We start from the raw sequence: 18283 nt of genomic DNA on the forward strand, positions 1-18283 counted from the left end.
AGGACTCAGGAGGCGTTGAGGATGTCTTCGAGTTCCTTGTTGGCAGCGGCCAGCGCGTCATCCGCGCTCGCCTTGCCCTCGATGACCTTGCGGGCCGCGTTCTGCAGCACCGCCTTGGTCTCGTTGGCCTCCGTCCACTGCGGGTCGGCGGGGAAGGCCTTGGCCTTGGCGAAGGCGGCGGCGAACGGCGCCTGGGCCGGGTCGCTGGACAGGGCGGCCAGGGCCTCGGGGTAGACGGGGAGCAGGCCGCCGTCGGTGGCGTACTTGACGCCCCACTGCTTGTTGGAGGCCAGCTTCACGAACTCCTTGGCCGCGTCCTTCTCCTTCGCGGAGCCCCAGACGGCGATGTCGTTGCCGCCGAGGAAGGACTGCGCCTCGCCGCCCGCCTTGGACGGGAGCGGGAAGAAGGCCAGCTTGTCACCCTTGAGCTTGCCCTTGCTGTCCTCCGCGATCCCCGGCAGGTCCCACGACGCGGTCAGGTACATGCCGACCTTGTTGTTGGCGAAGCGGGTGCGGATCTCGGTGGTGTTCTGGTTGAGTCGCGACTTGCTGGACAGGCCGTCGGTCACCAGGCTGGTGTACTGGGCGAAGCCCTCCTTGAAGCCGGGGTCGGTGAGCTTGCCGACCCACTTGTCGCCCTCCTTGGCGGCGTAGTCGCCGCCGGCGGTCCAGGCGAGGGCGCCGAGCAGGTGGTTGGCGTCGGAGCCGCCGTTGAAGGCGAAGCCGTCCACGTCCTTGCCCTTCTTGGCCTGGATCTTCTTGGCGGCCGCCACGAGCTCGTCCCAGGTCTTGGGGATCTCGATCTTGAGCTCCTTGAACCAGTCGGCGCGGTAGAGCACCGCCCGGCTGCCGCCGCCCCACGGCACGGCGTAGGTCTCGCCGTCGATGGTCTCCAGCCCCATGAGGTTCTTGGGGATCTGGGCCTGGTCGCCGCCCGCCACGATGTCGGTGATCGGCTCCAGGGCCTCCTGGCTCTGCCACAGCGGCACCTGGTCGTTGCCGATCTCCGTCACGTCAGGGCCGGTGCCGCCGGCGGCCGCGGCCGTGAACTTGTCGTTGACCTGCGGCCAAGGGATCCACTCGACGTTCACCTTGGCGCCGGTCTCCTTCTCGAACTCGGCGACCAGCTCGTCGGTGTACTTCTGGGCGGCGGGGTTGGTGTCCCCGAGGCGCCAGAACGTCAGCGTCTTGCCCGCGTACTTGGGGCCGCTGCTGGCGGGCGCGGCGGCGCTGGGTGAGGACGAGGGGGTCTCGCTCGAGCCACAGGCGGCCAGACCCAGGGCCAGCGCGGCCGTGCTGACCGTAGCGGCTGTGATCTTCGCGATCCTCACAGGGTTTCTCCCTTCCCGGGTGCCGGCCCACGGTCCGCACCAGGCTGATCGTCAATGTCGAACAACGCTGCTAAACTAACAAGAAACTTTCTTAAAAGAAACGCCCGTTAGCCATTCGTGACGAGAGGGGTGCGGTAATGAGTCGAAGCCCGGGAGTCCCCCGGCTGCTGCGCAGGTTGAACGATCGCGCGGCACTCGAACTCCTCCTGATGGACGGCCCGCTCACCCGGGCCGAGCTGGGGGAAAGGACCGGGCTCTCCAAGGTAACCGCAGGTCAGCTGCTCGCTCGCCTGGAGGAGCGGGGGCTGGTCGAGGTCGCGGGGGAGCGCGCCGGGGGCAGGGGGCCGCACGCCGCCCTGTACGCCGTCGTTCCCTCCAGTGCGTACGTCGCCGGGCTCGAGGTCCTGCCCGACAGCCTCAAGGTCGCTGTGGCGGACATCACAGGCAGGGTGGTCGTGGAGATCACGCTCAACCCGTCCGACGGCCGCGACCCGGTCAAGGCGGTCCACGAGGCGGTGCAGCGCGCCTGCGACACGGCGAACGTCAGCCTGTCGCGGCTGCGCGCGTTCGTCATCGGCACCAGGGGCGTGGTCGACCCGATCACGGGTGACGTGCGCTGGTCGTACGACCTGCCGGACTGGCACGTCGGCGTGCTGGCCAGCCTGCGCGAGACGCTCGGCGCGTCCGTCACCATCGAGAACGACGTCAACCTGGTCGCCCTCGCCGAGCACAAGTACGGCGCGGCCGCCGGCCACGACGACTTCGTGGTGATCTGGGCCGGCGTCGGCCAGGGCCTCGGCGTCATGCTGGGCGGCAGGCTGCACCGGGGCATCAGCGGGGGAGCGGGCGAGATCGGCTGGCTGCCGGTCCCCGGCGAGCCGCTGCCGACCGACGTCTCGGAGCCGCAGTCGGGCTCGTTCCAGCGCCTGGTGGGCCACGACGCGCTGCGCGGCCTGGCCGACCGGCACGGCGTGACCGGCAGGACGGTGCCCGACCTGGTGCGCGGCGGCGACGAGGGCTATCTGGACGAGGTGGCGGGACGGCTGGCCGTGGGCGCGGCGGCGGTGACCGTCGTGCTCGATCCCGGGCTGATCGTGCTCAGCGGCGACATCGGCCGGGCGGGTGGCGCGCGGCTGGCCGCCAAGGTGCAGGAGGCGGTGGCCCGCGTCTGCCCCAGCCGGCCGACCGTGGTCACGACCCGGGTCGCGGGCAACCCCGTGCTGCGCGGGGCGCTGGTGGCCGCTCTGGAGCAGGCCCGGGAGCAGGTCTTCTCCGATACTGTGTGAGAATTTCTGCTCATGTGGCTGTCCCCCAACGATGTCGTGCTCATCTCCGACCCCAGGGTGACCGCGCTTCCCGTGCGCGAGTGCGGCGAGCCGCTGGCCGACGTGCGCGGGCGGCTGCGGGTCGACACGCGGCTGGCCGACGACGAAGGCGCGTACGCGCACCTGCGCTCCGGCCTGCTCGACCGGCTGGAGCGGGCCGAGCGTTCGCTGCCCGACGGGTTCCACCTGCTGATCGTCGAGGGCTACCGGCCCATCGCCACCCAGCGGCGGATCTTCGAGACGTACCGGGCAGAACTCCACACCACATTCCCCGAAATTTCCCCCGACGAGTCATATATCGCGGCGAGTCGGTACGTGTCCCCGGTCGAGGTCGCCCCCCACACCGCCGGCGCCGCCGTTGACCTGACCCTGTGCGACCCCGACGGCGTCGAGTACGACATGGGCACCCAGGTCAACGACAACCCGGAGCAGAGCGACGGCGCCTGCTATACGGCCGCCCCCAATATCACCGCCGACGCGCGCGCCCACCGCAAGCTCCTCGCCGCCGCTCTGGAGCCCACCGGCCTGGTCAACTACCCCACCGAGTGGTGGCACTGGTCGTACGGCGACCGTTATTGGGCCATGTCCACGGGATTTGCCCACGCCCTCTACGGGCCCATCTGAGCAATCGTTTGCTCCAGGGGTTTTCCCCTGGGCGTGCGCCGGGCACAACCTTCAGTCGGAGGTTTGGACTCCCAGCGAGGTGTGGGTATGGTTCCGTTGATCGGGATCGAAGAGGAATACCTCGTAGTCGATCCCCGCACCCGCCACGTTGCTCCCCGAGCGGCCGATGTCCTGGCCGCGGCGACGGATGTGCTCGACGTGGTGCAAGAAATCACGCGTTTCCAGGTGGAGGCTCGCACGCCGCCCTCCGCCGACCTCAGCGAGCTCGGCTCGCAACTGCGTTCCGCGCGGCAGGAGGTGGCGTTCGCCGCCCGTTCGTGCGGATTGGCCGTCGTCGCGAGCGGCATCCCCGTGCTGGGGAACGTCATGCCGCCGCCGCTCGCCGACGACGATCGCTATCACCAAGGGAGGACGCTCTATCGCGCACTTCATGACGAGATCAGCATCTGCGCCCTGCACGTGCACGTGGACGTGCCCGACGAGGAGCATGCCGTCTACGTCGGCAACCACCTGCGTCCCTGGCTGCCCACGCTGATCGCGCTGGCCGCCAACTCGCCGTTCTTCGTGGGCCGCGACACCGGCTACGCGTCCTGGCGGGTGATCAGCTGGGGTCGCTGGCCGGTGTCCGGCGCGCCGCCGTACTTCCCTTCGTTCGGCGACTACGAGCTGGCGGTGCGGGCGCTCACGGACTCGGGCGTGCTGCTCGACGCCAAGACGGTCTACTGGGACGCCAGGCCGTCGTCCCGGCTGCCCACGGTCGAGATCAGGGTGGCCGACGTGCCGCTCGACGTGAGCGACAGTCTCACCCTGATCGGGCTCATCCGCGCGCTGGTGGTGACCGCGCTGGCCGCGGTGGAGCGGGGTGACCGTGGGCTGCCGATCCCGGCGGAGGTGCTGCGCGCCGCCTACTGGCGCGCGGCCCGCTACGGGCTGACGGGCGACAGCATGGACGTGCGGCACGGCGCCCTCGTGCCCGCGCCGGTGATGGCGGGCCGCCTCCTGGAGCACGTACGCCCGGCGCTGGCGGAGGCCGGCGACCTGACGTTCGTCCAGGAGGGGCTGGACCGGTTGCTGCGCAAGGGCTCGGGAGCCATGCGCCAGCGCCGGGTGCACGCCAGGGGCCACGACCTGGCCGACGTGGTGGACGACCTCATCGAGGCCACCGTCGCGTAGCGATATCGCCTAACGCAAGGCAAGCGCCACGGCCACACCCAGGCCGAACGCGACAACGACGCCGCGCAGGACCTTGGCCGACATGAGTTTGGCCAGACGCGTGCCCAGGAACCCGCCGACCAGGCTGGCCGGCGCGATCACCGCCACGGCCTGCCACTGCACGGGACCGAACAGGGAGAACGCCACGACCGACACTGTGCTGATCACCAGCGCGAGCGTGGCCCGCACGGCGTTCACCCGGTGCAGGTTGTCGTGCAGGAACATGCCGAGCACCGTCAGGAGCAGTACACCCATTCCGCCGTTGAAGTAGGCGCCGTAACAGCCGCCCAGGAAGACCCCGGCGTACACCAGCTTGCTGGGCGGCCCGTCGGCCTCACCGCCGAAGAGCCTGCGCAACCACGGCTGGGCCAGCAGCGCCAGGCTGGCGAAGGCCACCAGCCACGGCACCAGCGACTCGAACAGCCGGCCGGGCGTGAGCAGCAGCAACGCGCTGCCCACGCCCGCGCCCAGCACGGTCGTGATCGACAACGCCGCCGCCCGGCGCCGCTGGCCGCGCAGCTCGGCTCGGTAGCCGAGCACGCCGCCCAGGTAGCCGGGCCACAGCGCCACCGCGTTGGTCACGGACGCGGTCAGACTCGGATAACCCAGCGCCAGCAGCGCGGGGAACGAGATGAGCGTCCCGCCGCCCGCCAGCGCGTTCACCACACCGGCCAGCAGACCGGCGCCCAGCATGAACAGGAGATCCGTCATCGGCCGACTGCGTAGCCCTGGGCGCCGCGCGGGTTGGCGGCGGCCTTGAGGAACTCGCCGTCACGGGCGACGGCGCTGAGCCTGCCGAGCGTCCACGGGCCCTGCACCTCGACCTCGTGCCCGCGCCGCCGCAGCTCCGCCATCACGCCCGCGTCCACCCGATCCTCGACGTGCAGCACGCCGGGACGGGAGCCGCGCGGGAAGAACGAGCTGGGGAAGTGCTCGGAGTGGAACATGGGGGCGTCGATGGCCTCCTGCAGGTTCAGCCCGCCGTGGACGACCGCGAGGAAGAAGTTCAGGCTCCACTGGTCCTGCTGGTCGCCGCCGGGGGTGCCGAACGCCAGCCACGGCCTGCCGTCCCTGAGCGCGAACGACGGCGTCAGCGTGGTGCGCGGACGTGTGCCGGGGCGCAGCGAGGCGGGCAGCCCGTCCTGCAGCCAGAACATCTGAGCCCTGGTGCCCAGGCAGAAGCCCAGCTCGGGGATGGTGGGGGAGCTCTGCAGCCAGCCGCCGCTGGGGGTGGCGGAGACCATGTTGCCGTACCGGTCCACGACGTCGAGGTGGCAGGTGTCACCCTTCACCGTGCCGTCGCGGGCCACGGTCGGCTCGCCGACGCCCTGCGGGGAGCGCGCGCCGGAGATGCCGGGGGCGTCGCTCGCCGTGCCGGGCGCGGGGTAGTCGGGCAGCCTGGGGGCGCGGCCGCCCGGGGCGCCGGGCCGCAGCTCGAAGCTGGCCTGCGCGCCTATGAGCTTGCGCCGCTCGGCGTTGTAGGCCTCGCTGAGCAGGTCGGACACGGGGACGTCGGTGTCGCCGTACCAGGCTTCGCGGTCGGCGAAGGCGAGCTTGGCGGCCTCCGTCACCGTGTGCACGTAGTCGGCGCCGAGGAACTCCATCCCGTCCAGGTCGAAGCCCTGCAGGAGCGCGAGTTGCTGCAGGAACACCGGCCCCTGCCCCCACGGCCGCGTCTTGTAGACGGTGTGGCCGCGGTAGTCGAAGGCGAGCGGCTCCTCGACCGAGGCCGACCACCGGGCCAGGTCGTCGCCGGTGAGCAGCCCGCCGTGCGCCTCGCCGCTGCTGTCCCGCCAGGCCGTCTTGGCGCAGAACTCGGCGATCGCCTCGGCCACGAACCCCTCGTACCAGGCGCGGCGGGCGGCGTCGAGCTGTCCTTCGCGGGTGCTCGACGCGGCCTCGGCCTCGGCGACCACCCGCCGGTAGGTGGCCGCCAGCACCGGGTTGGCCAGCTTCGACCCCGCCGCCGGGACCCGGCCGCCGGGCAGCCAGGTCGCCGCCGACGTCGGCCAGTCGTCGTTGAACAGCCCTTCGACCGACTCGATCGTGGCCGCGATGCGCTCCAGCACCGGCACCCCGTGTTCGGCGTAGTGGATCGCGGGGGCCAGCACGTCGGCCAGCGACCAGGTGCCCCAGCGCTCCAGCATGAGCATCCAGCCGCCGAACGCTCCCGGCACGGTGGCCGCCAGCAGCCCCGTGCCGGGCACGATGTCCAGGCCCAGCCCGGTGTAGCGCTCGACGGTGGCCGCGGCCGGCGCCACGCCCTGCCCGCACACCACGGACACCTTCTGCTCGTCCTCGCTCCACAGCAGGATCGGCACCTCGCCGCCGGGGCCGTTCAGGTGCGGCTCGGCGACCTGGAGCACGAACCCGGCGGCCACCGCCGCGTCGAAGGCGTTGCCGCCGCGTTCGAGCACGCCCATGCCGGTGGCCGAGGCCAGCCAGTGCGTGCTGGCGACCATGCCGAAGTCGCCCGTCAGCTCGGGCCTGGTGGTGAACAAGATCTCTCCTTCTACAGATTGGCGGCCGCGTCGGGAATGCGGTCCACCGTGACAAGATGACACGCGGCCGGATGGCCGTTGCCGCGAGGATCCCGAAGCAGCGGCTCCTCGGTACGGCAGGCGTCGTACGCCAGCGGGCACCGCGTGTGGAACCGGCACCCGGACGGCGGGTCGACCGGGCTGGGGACGTCCCCGCCGAGCACGATCCTGCGCCGCTCCCGCTGCCGGACCGGATCGGGCACCGGCGCCGCCGACAGCAGGGCCTGCGTGTACGGGTGCCGCGGCGCGGCGAAGATCTCGGCCGTCGGGCCGGACTCGACGATCTTGCCCAGGTACATGACGGCGATCCGGTCGGCGAGAAACTCCACCACCGACAGGTCATGCGTGATGAACAGGCACGAGAACCCCATGTCCCGCTGCAGGTCCGTGATCAGGTTGAGCACCGACGCCTGCACCGACACGTCCAGCGCCGACACCGGCTCGTCCGCCACGACCAGCTTGGGCTCCAGGATCAGCGCCCTGGCCAGCCCGACCCGCTGCCGCTGCCCCCCGGACAGCTCGTGCGGGAACCGGGAACGCATCTCCTGCCGCAGCCCCACCTTCTCCAGCATGGCGGACACGCGTCCGGAGACCTCACGCCGGTCGGCCACCTTGTGCCGCAGCAGCGGCTCGGCGACGATCTGCCCGATCGTGAAACGCGGGTTGAGCGAGGAGTAGGGGTCCTGGAAGACCATGTGGACGTCCCTGCGCAGCGGGCGCATGGCCCGGCGCGACAGGTGGGTGATGTCGCGGCCGTCCAGCTCGATGGCCCCCGAGGTGGGCTCGGTCAGGCGCAGCACGCACTTGCCGACCGTGGACTTGCCGCTGCCCGACTCGCCGACCAGGCCGAGCACCTCGCCCTGGGCGAGCTCCAGCGACAGGCCGTCCACGGCGCGTACCTGGCCGTAGTGCTTGACCAGGTTGTCGATCCGCAGGATCACTGCTTGCCTCCCGGGTGGAAACAGGCCGCCAGATGGCCGTCCGCGTGCCGTTCGAGCGGGGGTCTGGCCGCGCGGCAGTCGCCTTGGGCGCGCGGGCAGCGGGCCTGGAACGCGCACTCGTCGGGATCCGACAGCGGCGAGGGCACCATGCCGGGGATCTCGGCCAGGCGGCCGTTGACCGCCGCGGACGGGAGCGCGTTCATCAGGCCCAGCGTGTACGGGTGCCGCGGGTTCGCGAACAACTCGGCCACCGGGGCCTGCTCGACGGCGCGGCCGGCGTACATGACCACGGCCCGGTCGGCGATGTCGGCCACCACGCCCAGGTCGTGCGTGATGAGGATGATCGCCGTGCCGAGCCGGTCGCGCAGGTCGCGGAAGACGTCCAGCACGCCCGCCTGGATCGTCACGTCGAGCGCCGTGGTGGGCTCGTCGGCGATCAGTACCCGGGGCGAGCAGGCCACCGCGATCGCGATCATCACGCGCTGGCGCATGCCGCCGGAGAGCTGGTGCGGGTACTCCTTCATGCGGCGCTGCGGCGCCGGGATGCCGACCAGCTCCAGCAGCTCGACGGCGCGGCTCCTGGCGGCCTGGCGCGAGAGGCGCTCGTGCCTGCGCAGCACCTCGATGATCTGGTAACCGACGCTGAACGACGGGTTCAGCGAGGTCATCGGCTCCTGGAAGACGACCGAGACGTCCTTGCCGCGTACGTGCCGCAGGTCCGCCTCGGGGAGCGTGGTGAGCTCGCGCCCGTCCAGCTTGACCGAGCCGGACAGCCGGGTCGTCTCGGGCGGCAGCAGCCTGGGCACCGACATCGCGGTGACCGACTTGCCGCAGCCGGACTCGCCGCACAAAGCCAGGATCTCGCCTTCGTCCAGCGTGAGCGAGATGTCCCTGACCGCCTGCACCAGGCCGTCCTCGGTGTCGAAGCCGACCCTCAGGTCGGTGATCTCCAGCAGGCTCATCGGCCGCTCCTCGGGTCCAGAACGTCCCGCAGCCCGTCGCCCAGCAGGTTGAAGCCGAGCGTGGCCAGCGCGATCATGATCCCGGGCCAGACGGCCAGCCAGGGTGCGTCGCTCAGATACTGCTGCGCGGTCGTCAGCATCACGCCCCACGAGGGCGTGGGCGGCTGCACGCCCAACCCCAGGAACGACAGCGTGGCCTCGCCGATGATCGCCCCCGGGATCGCCACGGTGGCCTGCACGATGAGCGGGTTGAGGCAGTTCGGGAGCACGTAACGGAAGATGAGGTGCCCGTCGCCCGCGCCGTCGGCGACGGCCGCGGCCACGTAGTCCATCTCCCTGACCGCCAGCACCTCGCCACGGGTGATCCTGATGACGGCGGGCAGCTGCGAGAAGCCCAGCGCGAACACCACACCCTTCAGCGAGGGCCCGATGATCGCCGCCAGGCCCACCGCGAACACCAGGAACGGGAACGCCAGCGTCACGTCCACCAGCCGCATCACGACCGGGTCGAGCCAGCGCCGGTAGAATCCGGCGACCAGGCCGATCGGGATGCCCACGACCATCGCCAGCAGCGTGGAGAGCACGCCGGCCTGCAACGACACCTGCGCGCCGTGCGCGATCCTGGCGAACGCGTCGCGGCCCAGGTCGTCGGTGCCCATCGGGTGCGCGCCCGACGGAGGCGCGAGCGTGGCCAGGTAGTCCTGCGCGGTGGGGTCGCCGGTCACCAGCGGCCCGATCAGCGCCAGCAGCACGAACGCGACCACCAGCACCAGCCCGGCCATCGGCATCGGGCGCCTCTTGAAACGCCGCCACAGCCTAGTCATTCGCGCCCCCCGACAGCCTGATCCGGGGGTTGAGGAACGCGTACACGATGTCGACCAGCAGGTTGACCAGCACGTAGCCGATGACCGTGATCAGCACGACGGCCTGGATGACGGGGTAGTTCCTGGTCAGCACCGCGTCCACGGTCAGCTTGCCGAACCCGGGGATCACGAAGATCTGCTCGGTCACCACCGCGCCGCTGATCAGCGCGCCGAGTTGGAGGCCGAGCACCGTGACCACGGTCGTCAGGCTGTTGCGCAGCGCGTGCGCGCCCACGACCTTGATCTCGGACAGGCCCTTCGACCTGGCGGTCCGGACGTAGTCGGCCGAGAGCGCGCCGAGCATGGCCGAGCGGGTCTGCCGCATGAGGATGGCGGCGAAGCCGGTGCCGAGCACGAGGGCGGGCAGGATCATGCGCTGGAGGTTCTGGCCGGGGTCCTGGGTGAAGGGGACGTACCCGGAGGCGGGCAGGACCCGCCAGGTGACCGCGAACAGCAGGATGCCGAGCAGACCGAGCCAGAAGTGCGGCACCGACAGCCCGGCCAGGCCGAACCCGGTGGCCAGGTAGTCGGCGAGCCGGCCGCGCCGGACGGCCGCGACGATGCCCGCGCCCACCCCGACGACGATCGCGACCAGCATGGCCAGGGCCGACAGCTCCAGCGTCACCGGCAGCCGCTCGGCGATGATGTCGATCACCGGGAGCTGGTCCTGCGTGGAGCGGCCGAGGTTGCCGGTCAGGGTCTGGCCGACGTAGTCGAGGTACTGGGCGGGCAGCGGCTTGTCCAGGCCGAACTCGTGCCGGATGGCCTCGATCACGGCGGGCGAGGCCTCCTCGCCCGCCATGACCGTGGCCGGGTCCCCGGGCAGCGCCCTGATCCCGAGGAAGATCAGGACGCTGGCCAGGAACAGCACGATCACGGCCGATCCGCAGCGCCGGAGGATGAACCAGAGCATTACGCGGTGAACCCGGCGGTGACGAAGCGCGGCAGGCCGTCCTTGAAGTACTGGACGCCGGCCACGTTCTTGCTCATGCCCAGGTAGTACTTGTTGTGGTACAGGTACAGGACGCCTCTCACCTCGGCGGCCTTCTTCAGGGCGCCCGCGTAGAGCTCGGCCCGCTTGACCGGGTCCGACTCGGCGGCGGCCTGCTTGATCGGGTCGTCGATGCCCGGGTCGGACATGCCGCTGTAGTTGTTGCTGCCGCGGCTGGTGATGAGGTTCGTGAGGTTGCCGTCCGGGTCGACGCGGCCCGACCAGCCGTTCAGCAGGACGTCGAACTTGCCGGACTTGCCCTGCTCGAGCGTGCTGACGAACTCGGCGGTCTGCACGTTCACGTTGAAGCCCGCCTCCTTGGTCATCTGCTGGATGACCTGCGCCAGGCGCACGTTGGTGGCGTCGTTCGGGCTGGTGAGCGTGACCGGGACCGGCGTCTGCACGCCGGACGCCTGCACCAGTTGCTTGGCCTTGGCCAGGTCGCGCGCCGGGCACTGCAGGTCCTTGGCGCGGTACGGGCTGTCCACCGGCACGGGGAAGCAGTCCACCTCGTGCAGGCCGTTGTAGACGGTCTTGTTGATCACGTCGCGGTCGAGGGCCAGCTCGAACGCCTCGCGCAGCTGCGGGCTCTTGGCCAGCGCCGTGTTCACCGTGCCGGGCTTCTCGGTGGAGCCGCTGGCGTTGCCGGTGTTGATCGTGATGCCGTAGTAGCCGAGGCCGCCGCCGGACACGACCTTGAGGTTGGGGTCGCTCTGCACGCCCTTGACCGTGGTGGTGGCGAGGTTGTCGCCCACCTGGACGTCGCCGGACTTCAGGTTCGCGGCCCGTACGTTCGGGTCCACGATGATTTTGTATACGAGCTTGTCGAGCTTGACCTTGGCCGCGTCGTAGTAGTCGGGAGCCTTCTCCAGCACGATCTGGCTGCCGGACGTGCGGCTCGCGAACTTGAACGGCCCGACGCAGACCGGGCTCGCCCCGAAGTTGTCGTTGCCCGCGTCCAGGGCCTTGGGCGACATGATCATGCCGGCGCGGTCGGCGAGCTGCGCGGTCAGCGGCGTGAACGCCTGCGTCAGCGTGAGCTTGACCGTCGTGGGGTCGACCACGGTCACCTTGGACACCGCCGCCAGGTCGGCCTGGCGCGCGGACTTCTCCCAGGTGCGGTGCCGGTCCAGCGACTTCTTGACCGCCTCGGCGTCGAACGCCATGCCGTCGTTGAACTTCACGCCCTCGCGCAGCTTGATCGTCACCTCCTTGCCGTCGCCGGAGACCTCGGGCAAGGCACTGGCCAGTTGCGGGACCAGGCTCGACTGCGCGTCGATGTCGAAGAGCTTCTCGCACATGTTCGCGAACACCTCGCGACCCACCAGCGTGGTCGAGATGCTCGGGTCGAGCGCGTCGGGGTCGGCGCTGAGCGCCACGTTGAGCGTGCCGCCCGCCTTGACCGGCCGGTTGTCGGCCGAGGCGTCGGCTATGGATGGAGGGGCTGCGGGGGTGCCGCTCGATCCGCCTCCGCCGCAAGCTGTCAGGGCAAGGGGGAGAACGGCGAGCGCCGCGACGAGCCTGGGGGACGGTCTCATGGGGCCTCCGTTGAAAGGTTTAGGAGACTGTATACAAGACCTCACATTTCACTGGTGTTTCCTGACCCTGTGTTGTTATCTGAGTGTTTTCTAATCGTTCGGGGGATTTGCCCTGCGGATCGCCGTCAGGAACGACCGCCTGGCCGCGGCCACGTGCGCGATGGCCCTGGCCTGCGCCTCGTCCTCGTCACCCGCCGCGATGGCCTCGCACAGGCTCAGGTGCTCGGTCCAGGAGTGCGGCCCGCGGGCGGCGGCGGTCTGGCTGAAGACCCACTGCGCCCGCAGGAGCATGGGCTTCATCATCAGACTCAGGTACGAGTTGCCCGCCGCCTCACCCACGGCCAGGTGGAAGGCCGTGTTGAGATCGGCCACCTCCTCCAGCCGCCCGTTCTCCACGGCCTCCTTGGCCTGCTCCAGCACCTGCCGCAGCCGCTCGGCGGACTCGGGGGTGCGCTTGCGCGCGGCCAGCCGCGCCGCCAGGCCCTCGACCGCCATGCGCACGTCGAAGAGCTCCTCACCCTCCGCCGCCGACAGCCGCGCGACGGTGGCGCCGAACCGGGGCACGACCTCGACGAACCCCTCGGCGGCCAGCACCCGGATGGACTCGCGCACGGGGTTGCGCGACACGCCGAGCAGCGCGGCCAGCCGGTCCTCGACCAGCCGCTCACCCTGGGCGAGCTCGCCGGAGAGTATGCGTCGCCGCAGCTCCTTGGTGACCTCGTCGCGCAAGGTCGGATGGGCCGCGCCCAGCGTCAAATCAGCCATGAGGCGACAATCGTATACAGCCCGGACCAACTCCCCCACCCAGCCCGCCCCACTCCCACACCACCTCGCCCCCGGCCCTCGACCTCCGGCTCCCACACCGCCGGCCCCACACTTTCGGCCCGGGCCCTGTCGTGTCGTCCCCGCGCCTCGGAACCTCGCCCCCGCGCCTCCGGCTCCCGCACCGCCGGCCCCACATTTCGGCCCCGGCCCTGCCTGTCGCCTCCGCGCCTCGGGCCTCCGCGCGCGGGCCTCCGCGCCTCGGGCCTCCGCGCCTCGGGCCTCCGCGCCTCGGGCCTCCGCGCCTCGGGACCCCGTGCCTCGGGACCCCGTGCCTCGGGACCTCGCCACCCCTCCGCGCCCTTCGGTCGTCGCGTCGCAGGGGTTCAGGCGCGTAGGCGCAGCCCGCGGGGGGTGGGGTGGAAACCGGCCGCCTCCAGGGCCGCCGCCAGCGGCGACTCGACGATGGCCGTGCCGTCGGCCCGTTCCACGGTCAGCTTCCCGAGCGCCCCGTCCCGCACGGCCAGCGCAAGGGCGTCGACGGCGGGCTGCAGCCGGTCGTCGTCGGCGAACGACAGCAGCGTCTTGCCGCCCCGTTCGACGTAGAGCACCAGGTGCCCGTCCACGAGCACGACCAGCGAACCGGCCTTCCGGCCAGGCTTGTGCCCGAGTTCGCCGGGGTGCTGCGGCCAGGGGAGCGCGGCCCCGTACGGGCTGGCCGGGTCGGCGGCGGCCAGCACCACGGCCCTCCGCCCGCCCCCAGAGCCGGACCCCGCACCCCCAGCCCCGGAGCCGGGCCCAAAACTCCCAGCACCCGAGCCGGTCCCCGGACCGCCGGCCCCTGGGGAGAGCCGTGGACCGTCGGACGGGGCGAGGCCGGGCGCCATGGCGCGCATCCGGTCGACCGCTCCCGGCAGGGAGAACTGCGCGCCCCCGAGGCCCTCGACGAAGTAGCCCCGACGGCAGCGCCCACTCTCCTCGTACGCCCGCAAGACCTGATATACAGGCGTAAATCCCCCAGGAAGCCGTTCCGATGTCACCGCGCCCCGGGTCACCACGCCGTGCCGTTCCAGCAACACCTCGGCCTGAGCGTGCGCCCGCTGGGTGGAGTCGGCGGCGGGCGCGGGCAGCAGCCACCACCGGCCGCCCACCGTGGGCGGCCCGCTCCTGCTCGGCAGCACGGCCCGGCGCCGCCGCGTGGTGGCGGGCCGGTGCGCGGGACGGCCGGTGCCGAGCGTGGCCCGCAGCGGCGCCAGCGTGTCGCCGGAGATCCGCCCCGCCCACACCAGATCCCACACCGCCGCCGCCAGGGTGGCGTCGTCCAGGGACCCGAGCTGGTCGGAGATGCCGCGGAAGAACAGCGCGCCGCCCCCGCCCAGCAGCTCCAGCACGCGCTCGTGCAGAGGGGTCATCGTGATCTCGGCGGGCTCGGGCAGCAGCAGCGGCGCGGTGTCGCCGTAGTAGAGCGACACCCAGCCGTCGCCGCCGGGCAGCGAGCCCTGCCCCGCCCACATCACCTCGCCCGACGAGGTCAGCTCGTCGAGCAGCGCCGGATGGTAGCCGGGCACCCGCGCGGGCAGCACCAGCGTCTCCAGCGCGGACGCGGGCACGGCGGCCCCTTGGAGCTGTTCGATCGAGCGGACCAGCGCGTCCATGGCCCGGGCCGCCTCGCTCGCGCCCCGGCCGCCGGCCGCCCCCGCGGCCCCCGAGCCGGTGATGCCGTGCCAGGCGGGCAGGAAGCGGGCCAGGGTCTCCGGCGCGACCGGCTCGACCTCCTTGCGCAGCCGGGCCAGCGACCTGCGCCGCAGCATCCGCAGCACCCCGGCGTCGCACCACTCCTCGCCCCGTCCGCCGGGCCGGAACTCCCCGTTCACGACCCGCCCGGACGCGGCCAGCCGGCGCAACGCGTCCGTCACCACGGCCACGCCCAGCCCGAACCGGGCCGCGGCCGACCCCGCGTGGAAGGGCCCGCGGGTGCGGGCGTGCCGCGCCACCAGGTCGGCCAGCGGATCGGCGACCGGCTCCAGGAACGCGTGGGGCACCCCGACCGGCAGCGGCACGCCCAGCGCGTCACGCAGGCGGGCCGCGTCCTCGATGGCCGCCCAGTGCTCCTCGCCGGCGATGCGTACGCGGATCGCGCGACGCGAGCGTTCGAGCTCCGCCAGCCAGGCCGGGTCGCCGCCGCGCACGCTCACGTCGGGCGCGAGCAGCGGCCCGTGGGAGCGCAGCAGGTCGGCGAGGTCCTCCAGGTCGCGCAGCGGCCGGTCGAGCCTGGCCAGCTCGCGCTCGGTATCGGAGATCACGTCGGGGTCGAGCAGCTCGCGCAGGTCGGCCTGGCCCAGCAGCTCGGCCAGCAGCGTGGTGTCCAGCGCCAGCGCCTGGGCGCGCCGCTCGGCCAGGGGCGCGTCGCCCTCGTACATGAACGCGCCCACGTAATGGAACAGCAGCGACGCCGCGAACGGCGAGGCCTGCGAGGTCTCCACCTCGACCAGCCGCACCCTGCGGGCGGCGATGTCCCGCATGAGCTGGACGAGCCCCGGCACGTCGAAGACGTCCTGCAGGCACTCGCGCATGGTCTCCAGCACGATCGGGAACGAGGCGTACTGCGAGGCCACGCCCAGCAGGTGGGCGGCGCGCTGGCGCTGCTGCCACAGCGGGCTGCGCTTGCCCGGCGTGCGGCGCGGCAGCAGCAACGCCCGCCCCGCGCACTCCCTGAACCGGGAGGCGAACATGGCCGACCCGCCCAGCTCCTCCGTGACGATCTGCTCGATCTCCTCGGCGTCGAACGCGGCCACGTCGGTCGGCGGCTCGGCCAGCGTGTCGGGGATGCGCAGCACGATGCCGTCGTCGGAGTGGACCGCCTGCACGTCGATGCCGTAGCGCTCGCGCAGGCGCCGGTTGATCGCCAGCGCCCACGGGGCGTGCACCCGCGCGCCGTAGGGGGAGTGGATGACCACGCGCCAGTCGCCGAGCTCGTCGTGGAAACGCTCGACGAGGAGGGTGCGGTCGTCGGGGACGTAGCCGGTGGCCTCGCGTTGTTCGTGGAGGTAGGACAGCAGGTTTCCGGAGGCGAACTCGTCGAGCCCCGCCTCCCGCATGCGTTCGGTCGAGCCGTTCTTGGCCTGCTCGCGCAGGAACTGCCCGATCGCCTTGCCCAGCTCGGCCGGGCGCCCGGGCGCGTCGCCGTGCCAGAACGGCAGCTTGCCCGGCTGGCCCGGCGCGGGCGAGACGAGCACCCGGTCGGTCGTGATGTCCTCGATCCGCCAGGACGTCGCGCCCAGCACGAACACGTCGCCCACGCGCGACTCGTAGACCATCTCCTCGTCCAGCTCGCCCACCCGGGAGGCCTTCTCACCCACCAGGAAGACGCCGAACAGGCCGCGGTCGGGGATCGTGCCGCCGTTGGTGACCGCCAGCCGCTGCGCGCCCGGACGGCCCTGGAGGGTGCCGGTGACCCGGTCCCACACGATGCGCGGCCGCAGCTCGGCGAACTCCTCGCTCGGATAGCGCCCGGCCAGCATGTCGAGCGTGGCCTCCAGTGCGGTCCTGGGCAGCGTGGCATAGGGGGCGGCCCGCTTGACCACGGACTCCAGCTCGTCGACCGTCCACTCGTCGAGCGCGGTCATCGCCACGATCTGCTGCGCCAGCACGTCGAGCGGGTTACGCGGATAGCGCAGCTCCTCGATCTGGCCGCTCTTCATCCGCTCGGCCACCACGGCCGTCTGCACCAGGTCGCCCCGGTACTTCGGGAAGATCACACCCTTGGACACCGCGCCGACCTGATGGCCCGCCCGGCCGATGCGCTGCAGCCCGCTGGCCACGCTCGGCGGCGCTTCCACGCACGCGACCAGGTCGACCGCGCCCATGTCGATGCCCAGCTCCAGGCTGGAGGTGGCGACCACGGCGGGCAGCCGGCCCGACTTGAGGGCCTCCTCGATCTGCGCCCGCTCCTCCTTGGAGACCGAGCCGTGGTGCGCGCGGACGATCTCGGTCACGACACCCTTGCTCGCCCCGGCCTGCGCCATCATGTCGGCGGGCATCCGCTGGGGCTTCTGCGATGATGGGGGTGTCTCCCAGATGGAGAGGTCGATGGCCTCGACCCCGCCGCCTTCCCGCTCGTACGCGAGCTCGTTGAGGCGGGTGCACAGCCGCTCGGCCAGCCGCCGCGAGTTGGCGAAGACGATCGTCGAGCTGTGCGCCCCGATCAGGTCGAACAGCCGGTCCTCCACATGGGGCCAGATCGACCGGTTGCCCGGCTCGGGGGCGAACTCCTCCCCGCCCTCCGGCTGTGGCCGGCCCTCCATCTCCGTCATGTCCTCGACCGGGACGACGACCTCGACCTCGATCCGCTTCTCCGACGGCGGCTGCACGACCGTGGCCGCTCGCGTGCCGCCCAGGAACGCCGCCACCTCGCTCACCGGCCGCACCGTCGCCGACAGCCCGATCCGCTGCGCCGGCTTGTCGAGCAGCGCGTCGAGCCGCTCCAGGCTGAGCGCCAGATGAGCGCCGCGCTTGGTGGCCGCGACCGCGTGGACCTCGTCCACGATCACCGTCTCCACGCCCCGCAACGCCTCGCGCGCCTGGCTGGTGAGCAGCAGGAACAGCGACTCCGGCGTCGTGATCAGGATGTCGGACGGCTTGGCGGCGTAGCGCCTGCGGTCTTCCGAGGGGGTGTCGCCCGAGCGGATCGCCACCGAGATCTCCGGCACCGGCAGCCCGAGCCGGCGCGCCGTCTGCTTGAGCCCGGCCAGCGGCGCGCGCAGGTTGCGCTCGACGTCCACGGCCAGGGCCTTGAGCGGCGACACGTACAGCACCCGCGTCCCCTTCGGCGCGCCTTTGCGCGCGTCGGCGCCCTCGGACGCGGCGGCGCCTTTACGCACGGCGGCGGCCACGGAGGCGGCGGGCCCGGCCTCGGGTGTGGCGGCGGGACCGGTCTGCTCGAACGCCAGCCTGTCGAGCGACCACAGGAAGGCCGCCAGCGTCTTGCCCGACCCGGTGGGAGCGACGACCAGGGTGTTGTCGCCGCGCGAGATCGACTCCCACGCCCCCTCCTGGGCGGCCGTGGGAGCTTGGAAGGCCCCGGTGAACCATTGCCTGGTCACCTGGCTGAACTGGTCTAGCGAGCTCACCAGCACATATTGCCTCGCGCCACCGACAGAAAACGCATTTGGCTCCCCGGCGAGCGGTTGAGCGG

13 protein-coding genes are annotated in these 18283 nt (G+C 71.9%); 3 read left to right on the forward strand and 10 right to left on the reverse strand.

All coding sequences use genetic code 11. From position 1 onward, the window contains the following. Nucleotides 1-5: 5 nt before the first annotated feature. Entirely contained in the window at nucleotides 6-1331 is a 1326-nt protein-coding gene (locus tag ABZX61_RS39880) for an extracellular solute-binding protein (RefSeq protein ID WP_350724766.1), read from the reverse strand. A 137-nt stretch (nucleotides 1332-1468) separates the two neighbouring features. Here ABZX61_RS39880 and ABZX61_RS39885 point away from each other — a divergent pair, with 137 nt between their 5' ends. From ABZX61_RS39885 to ABZX61_RS39895, 3 genes are all read left to right on the forward strand, one after another. Then, on the forward strand, nucleotides 1469-2617 hold the full coding sequence (locus ABZX61_RS39885) for an ROK family transcriptional regulator (protein WP_355201682.1): 1149 nt from the start codon (nucleotides 1469-1471) through the stop codon (nucleotides 2615-2617). Nucleotides 2618-2629: 12 nt separating this feature from the next. Next, nucleotides 2630-3280 (forward strand): M15 family metallopeptidase, encoded by a 651-nt coding sequence (locus ABZX61_RS39890; RefSeq protein WP_355201684.1) that lies wholly within the window; start codon nucleotides 2630-2632, stop codon nucleotides 3278-3280. A gap of 87 nt (nucleotides 3281-3367) precedes the next feature. Further along, entirely contained in the window at nucleotides 3368-4453 is a 1086-nt protein-coding gene (locus tag ABZX61_RS39895) for a glutamate--cysteine ligase (protein ID WP_350724771.1), read from the forward strand. A gap of 9 nt (nucleotides 4454-4462) precedes the next feature. Here ABZX61_RS39895 and ABZX61_RS39900 read toward each other — a convergent pair whose 3' ends face one another. The 9 genes from ABZX61_RS39900 to ABZX61_RS39940 form a co-directional block, all read right to left on the reverse strand. Next, the gene (locus tag ABZX61_RS39900) at nucleotides 4463-5203 is read right to left on the reverse strand and encodes a sulfite exporter TauE/SafE family protein (protein WP_350724773.1); all 741 of its coding nucleotides are present in this window, start codon (nucleotides 5201-5203) and stop codon (nucleotides 4463-4465) included. After that, nucleotides 5200-6993 carry a gamma-glutamyltransferase family protein gene (locus ABZX61_RS39905; RefSeq protein ID WP_355201686.1) on the reverse strand — a complete coding sequence of 598 codons (1794 nt, stop codon included), beginning with the start codon at nucleotides 6991-6993 and terminating at the stop codon, nucleotides 5200-5202. Before ABZX61_RS39905 ends, ABZX61_RS39900 begins: the two co-directional genes overlap by 4 nt. A gap of 11 nt (nucleotides 6994-7004) precedes the next feature. Next, complete coding sequence (locus ABZX61_RS39910) at nucleotides 7005-7973, reverse strand: oligopeptide/dipeptide ABC transporter ATP-binding protein (RefSeq protein ID WP_350724777.1); 969 nt, start codon at nucleotides 7971-7973, stop codon at nucleotides 7005-7007. Next, on the reverse strand, nucleotides 7970-8935 hold the full coding sequence (locus tag ABZX61_RS39915; protein WP_350724779.1) for an ABC transporter ATP-binding protein: 966 nt from the start codon (nucleotides 8933-8935) through the stop codon (nucleotides 7970-7972). Before ABZX61_RS39915 ends, ABZX61_RS39910 begins: the two co-directional genes overlap by 4 nt. Next, nucleotides 8932-9759, reverse strand: a complete 828-nt coding sequence (locus ABZX61_RS39920) for an ABC transporter permease (protein WP_350724781.1) — start codon at nucleotides 9757-9759, stop codon at nucleotides 8932-8934. The genes ABZX61_RS39915 and ABZX61_RS39920 overlap by 4 nt, the downstream gene beginning before the upstream one ends. Beyond that, nucleotides 9752-10711 (reverse strand): ABC transporter permease, encoded by a 960-nt coding sequence (locus tag ABZX61_RS39925; protein WP_355201689.1) that lies wholly within the window; start codon nucleotides 10709-10711, stop codon nucleotides 9752-9754. The genes ABZX61_RS39920 and ABZX61_RS39925 overlap by 8 nt, the downstream gene beginning before the upstream one ends. Beyond that, a complete protein-coding gene (locus tag ABZX61_RS39930; protein ID WP_355201691.1) occupies nucleotides 10711-12327 on the reverse strand; it encodes an ABC transporter substrate-binding protein in 1617 nt (538 codons plus the stop codon). Before ABZX61_RS39930 ends, ABZX61_RS39925 begins: the two co-directional genes overlap by 1 nt. Nucleotides 12328-12417: 90 nt before the next feature. After that, a complete protein-coding gene (locus tag ABZX61_RS39935; protein WP_355201693.1) occupies nucleotides 12418-13092 on the reverse strand; it encodes a GntR family transcriptional regulator in 675 nt (224 codons plus the stop codon). Between the two features lie 383 nt (nucleotides 13093-13475). Then, nucleotides 13476-18218 carry an ATP-dependent helicase gene (locus ABZX61_RS39940; protein WP_355201695.1) on the reverse strand — a complete coding sequence of 1581 codons (4743 nt, stop codon included), beginning with the start codon at nucleotides 18216-18218 and terminating at the stop codon, nucleotides 13476-13478. Between the last annotated feature and the right edge of the window lie 65 nt (nucleotides 18219-18283).

The sequence above is a fragment of the Nonomuraea sp. NPDC003709 genome, assembly GCF_040610775.1.
Taxonomy (GTDB): domain Bacteria; phylum Actinomycetota; class Actinomycetes; order Streptosporangiales; family Streptosporangiaceae; genus Nonomuraea; species Nonomuraea angiospora_A.

Bases quoted from the DNA above. Each gene is read 5' to 3' on its own strand.
- ABZX61_RS39885 (WP_355201682.1), top strand. From the start codon at position 1,469: ATGAGTCGAAGCCCGGGAGTCCCCCGGCTGCTGCGCAGGTTGAACGAT.
- ABZX61_RS39925 (WP_355201689.1), bottom strand. From the start codon at position 10,711: ATGCTCTGGTTCATCCTCCGGCGCTGCGGATCGGCCGTGATCGTGCTG.
- ABZX61_RS39920 (WP_350724781.1), bottom strand. From the start codon at position 9,759: ATGACTAGGCTGTGGCGGCGTTTCAAGAGGCGCCCGATGCCGATGGCC.
- ABZX61_RS39915 (WP_350724779.1), bottom strand. From the start codon at position 8,935: ATGAGCCTGCTGGAGATCACCGACCTGAGGGTCGGCTTCGACACCGAG.
- ABZX61_RS39935 (WP_355201693.1), bottom strand. From the start codon at position 13,092: ATGGCTGATTTGACGCTGGGCGCGGCCCATCCGACCTTGCGCGACGAG.
- ABZX61_RS39930 (WP_355201691.1), bottom strand. From the start codon at position 12,327: ATGAGACCGTCCCCCAGGCTCGTCGCGGCGCTCGCCGTTCTCCCCCTT.
- ABZX61_RS39890 (WP_355201684.1), top strand. From the start codon at position 2,630: ATGTGGCTGTCCCCCAACGATGTCGTGCTCATCTCCGACCCCAGGGTG.
- ABZX61_RS39895 (WP_350724771.1), top strand. From the start codon at position 3,368: ATGGTTCCGTTGATCGGGATCGAAGAGGAATACCTCGTAGTCGATCCC.
- ABZX61_RS39900 (WP_350724773.1), bottom strand. From the start codon at position 5,203: ATGACGGATCTCCTGTTCATGCTGGGCGCCGGTCTGCTGGCCGGTGTG.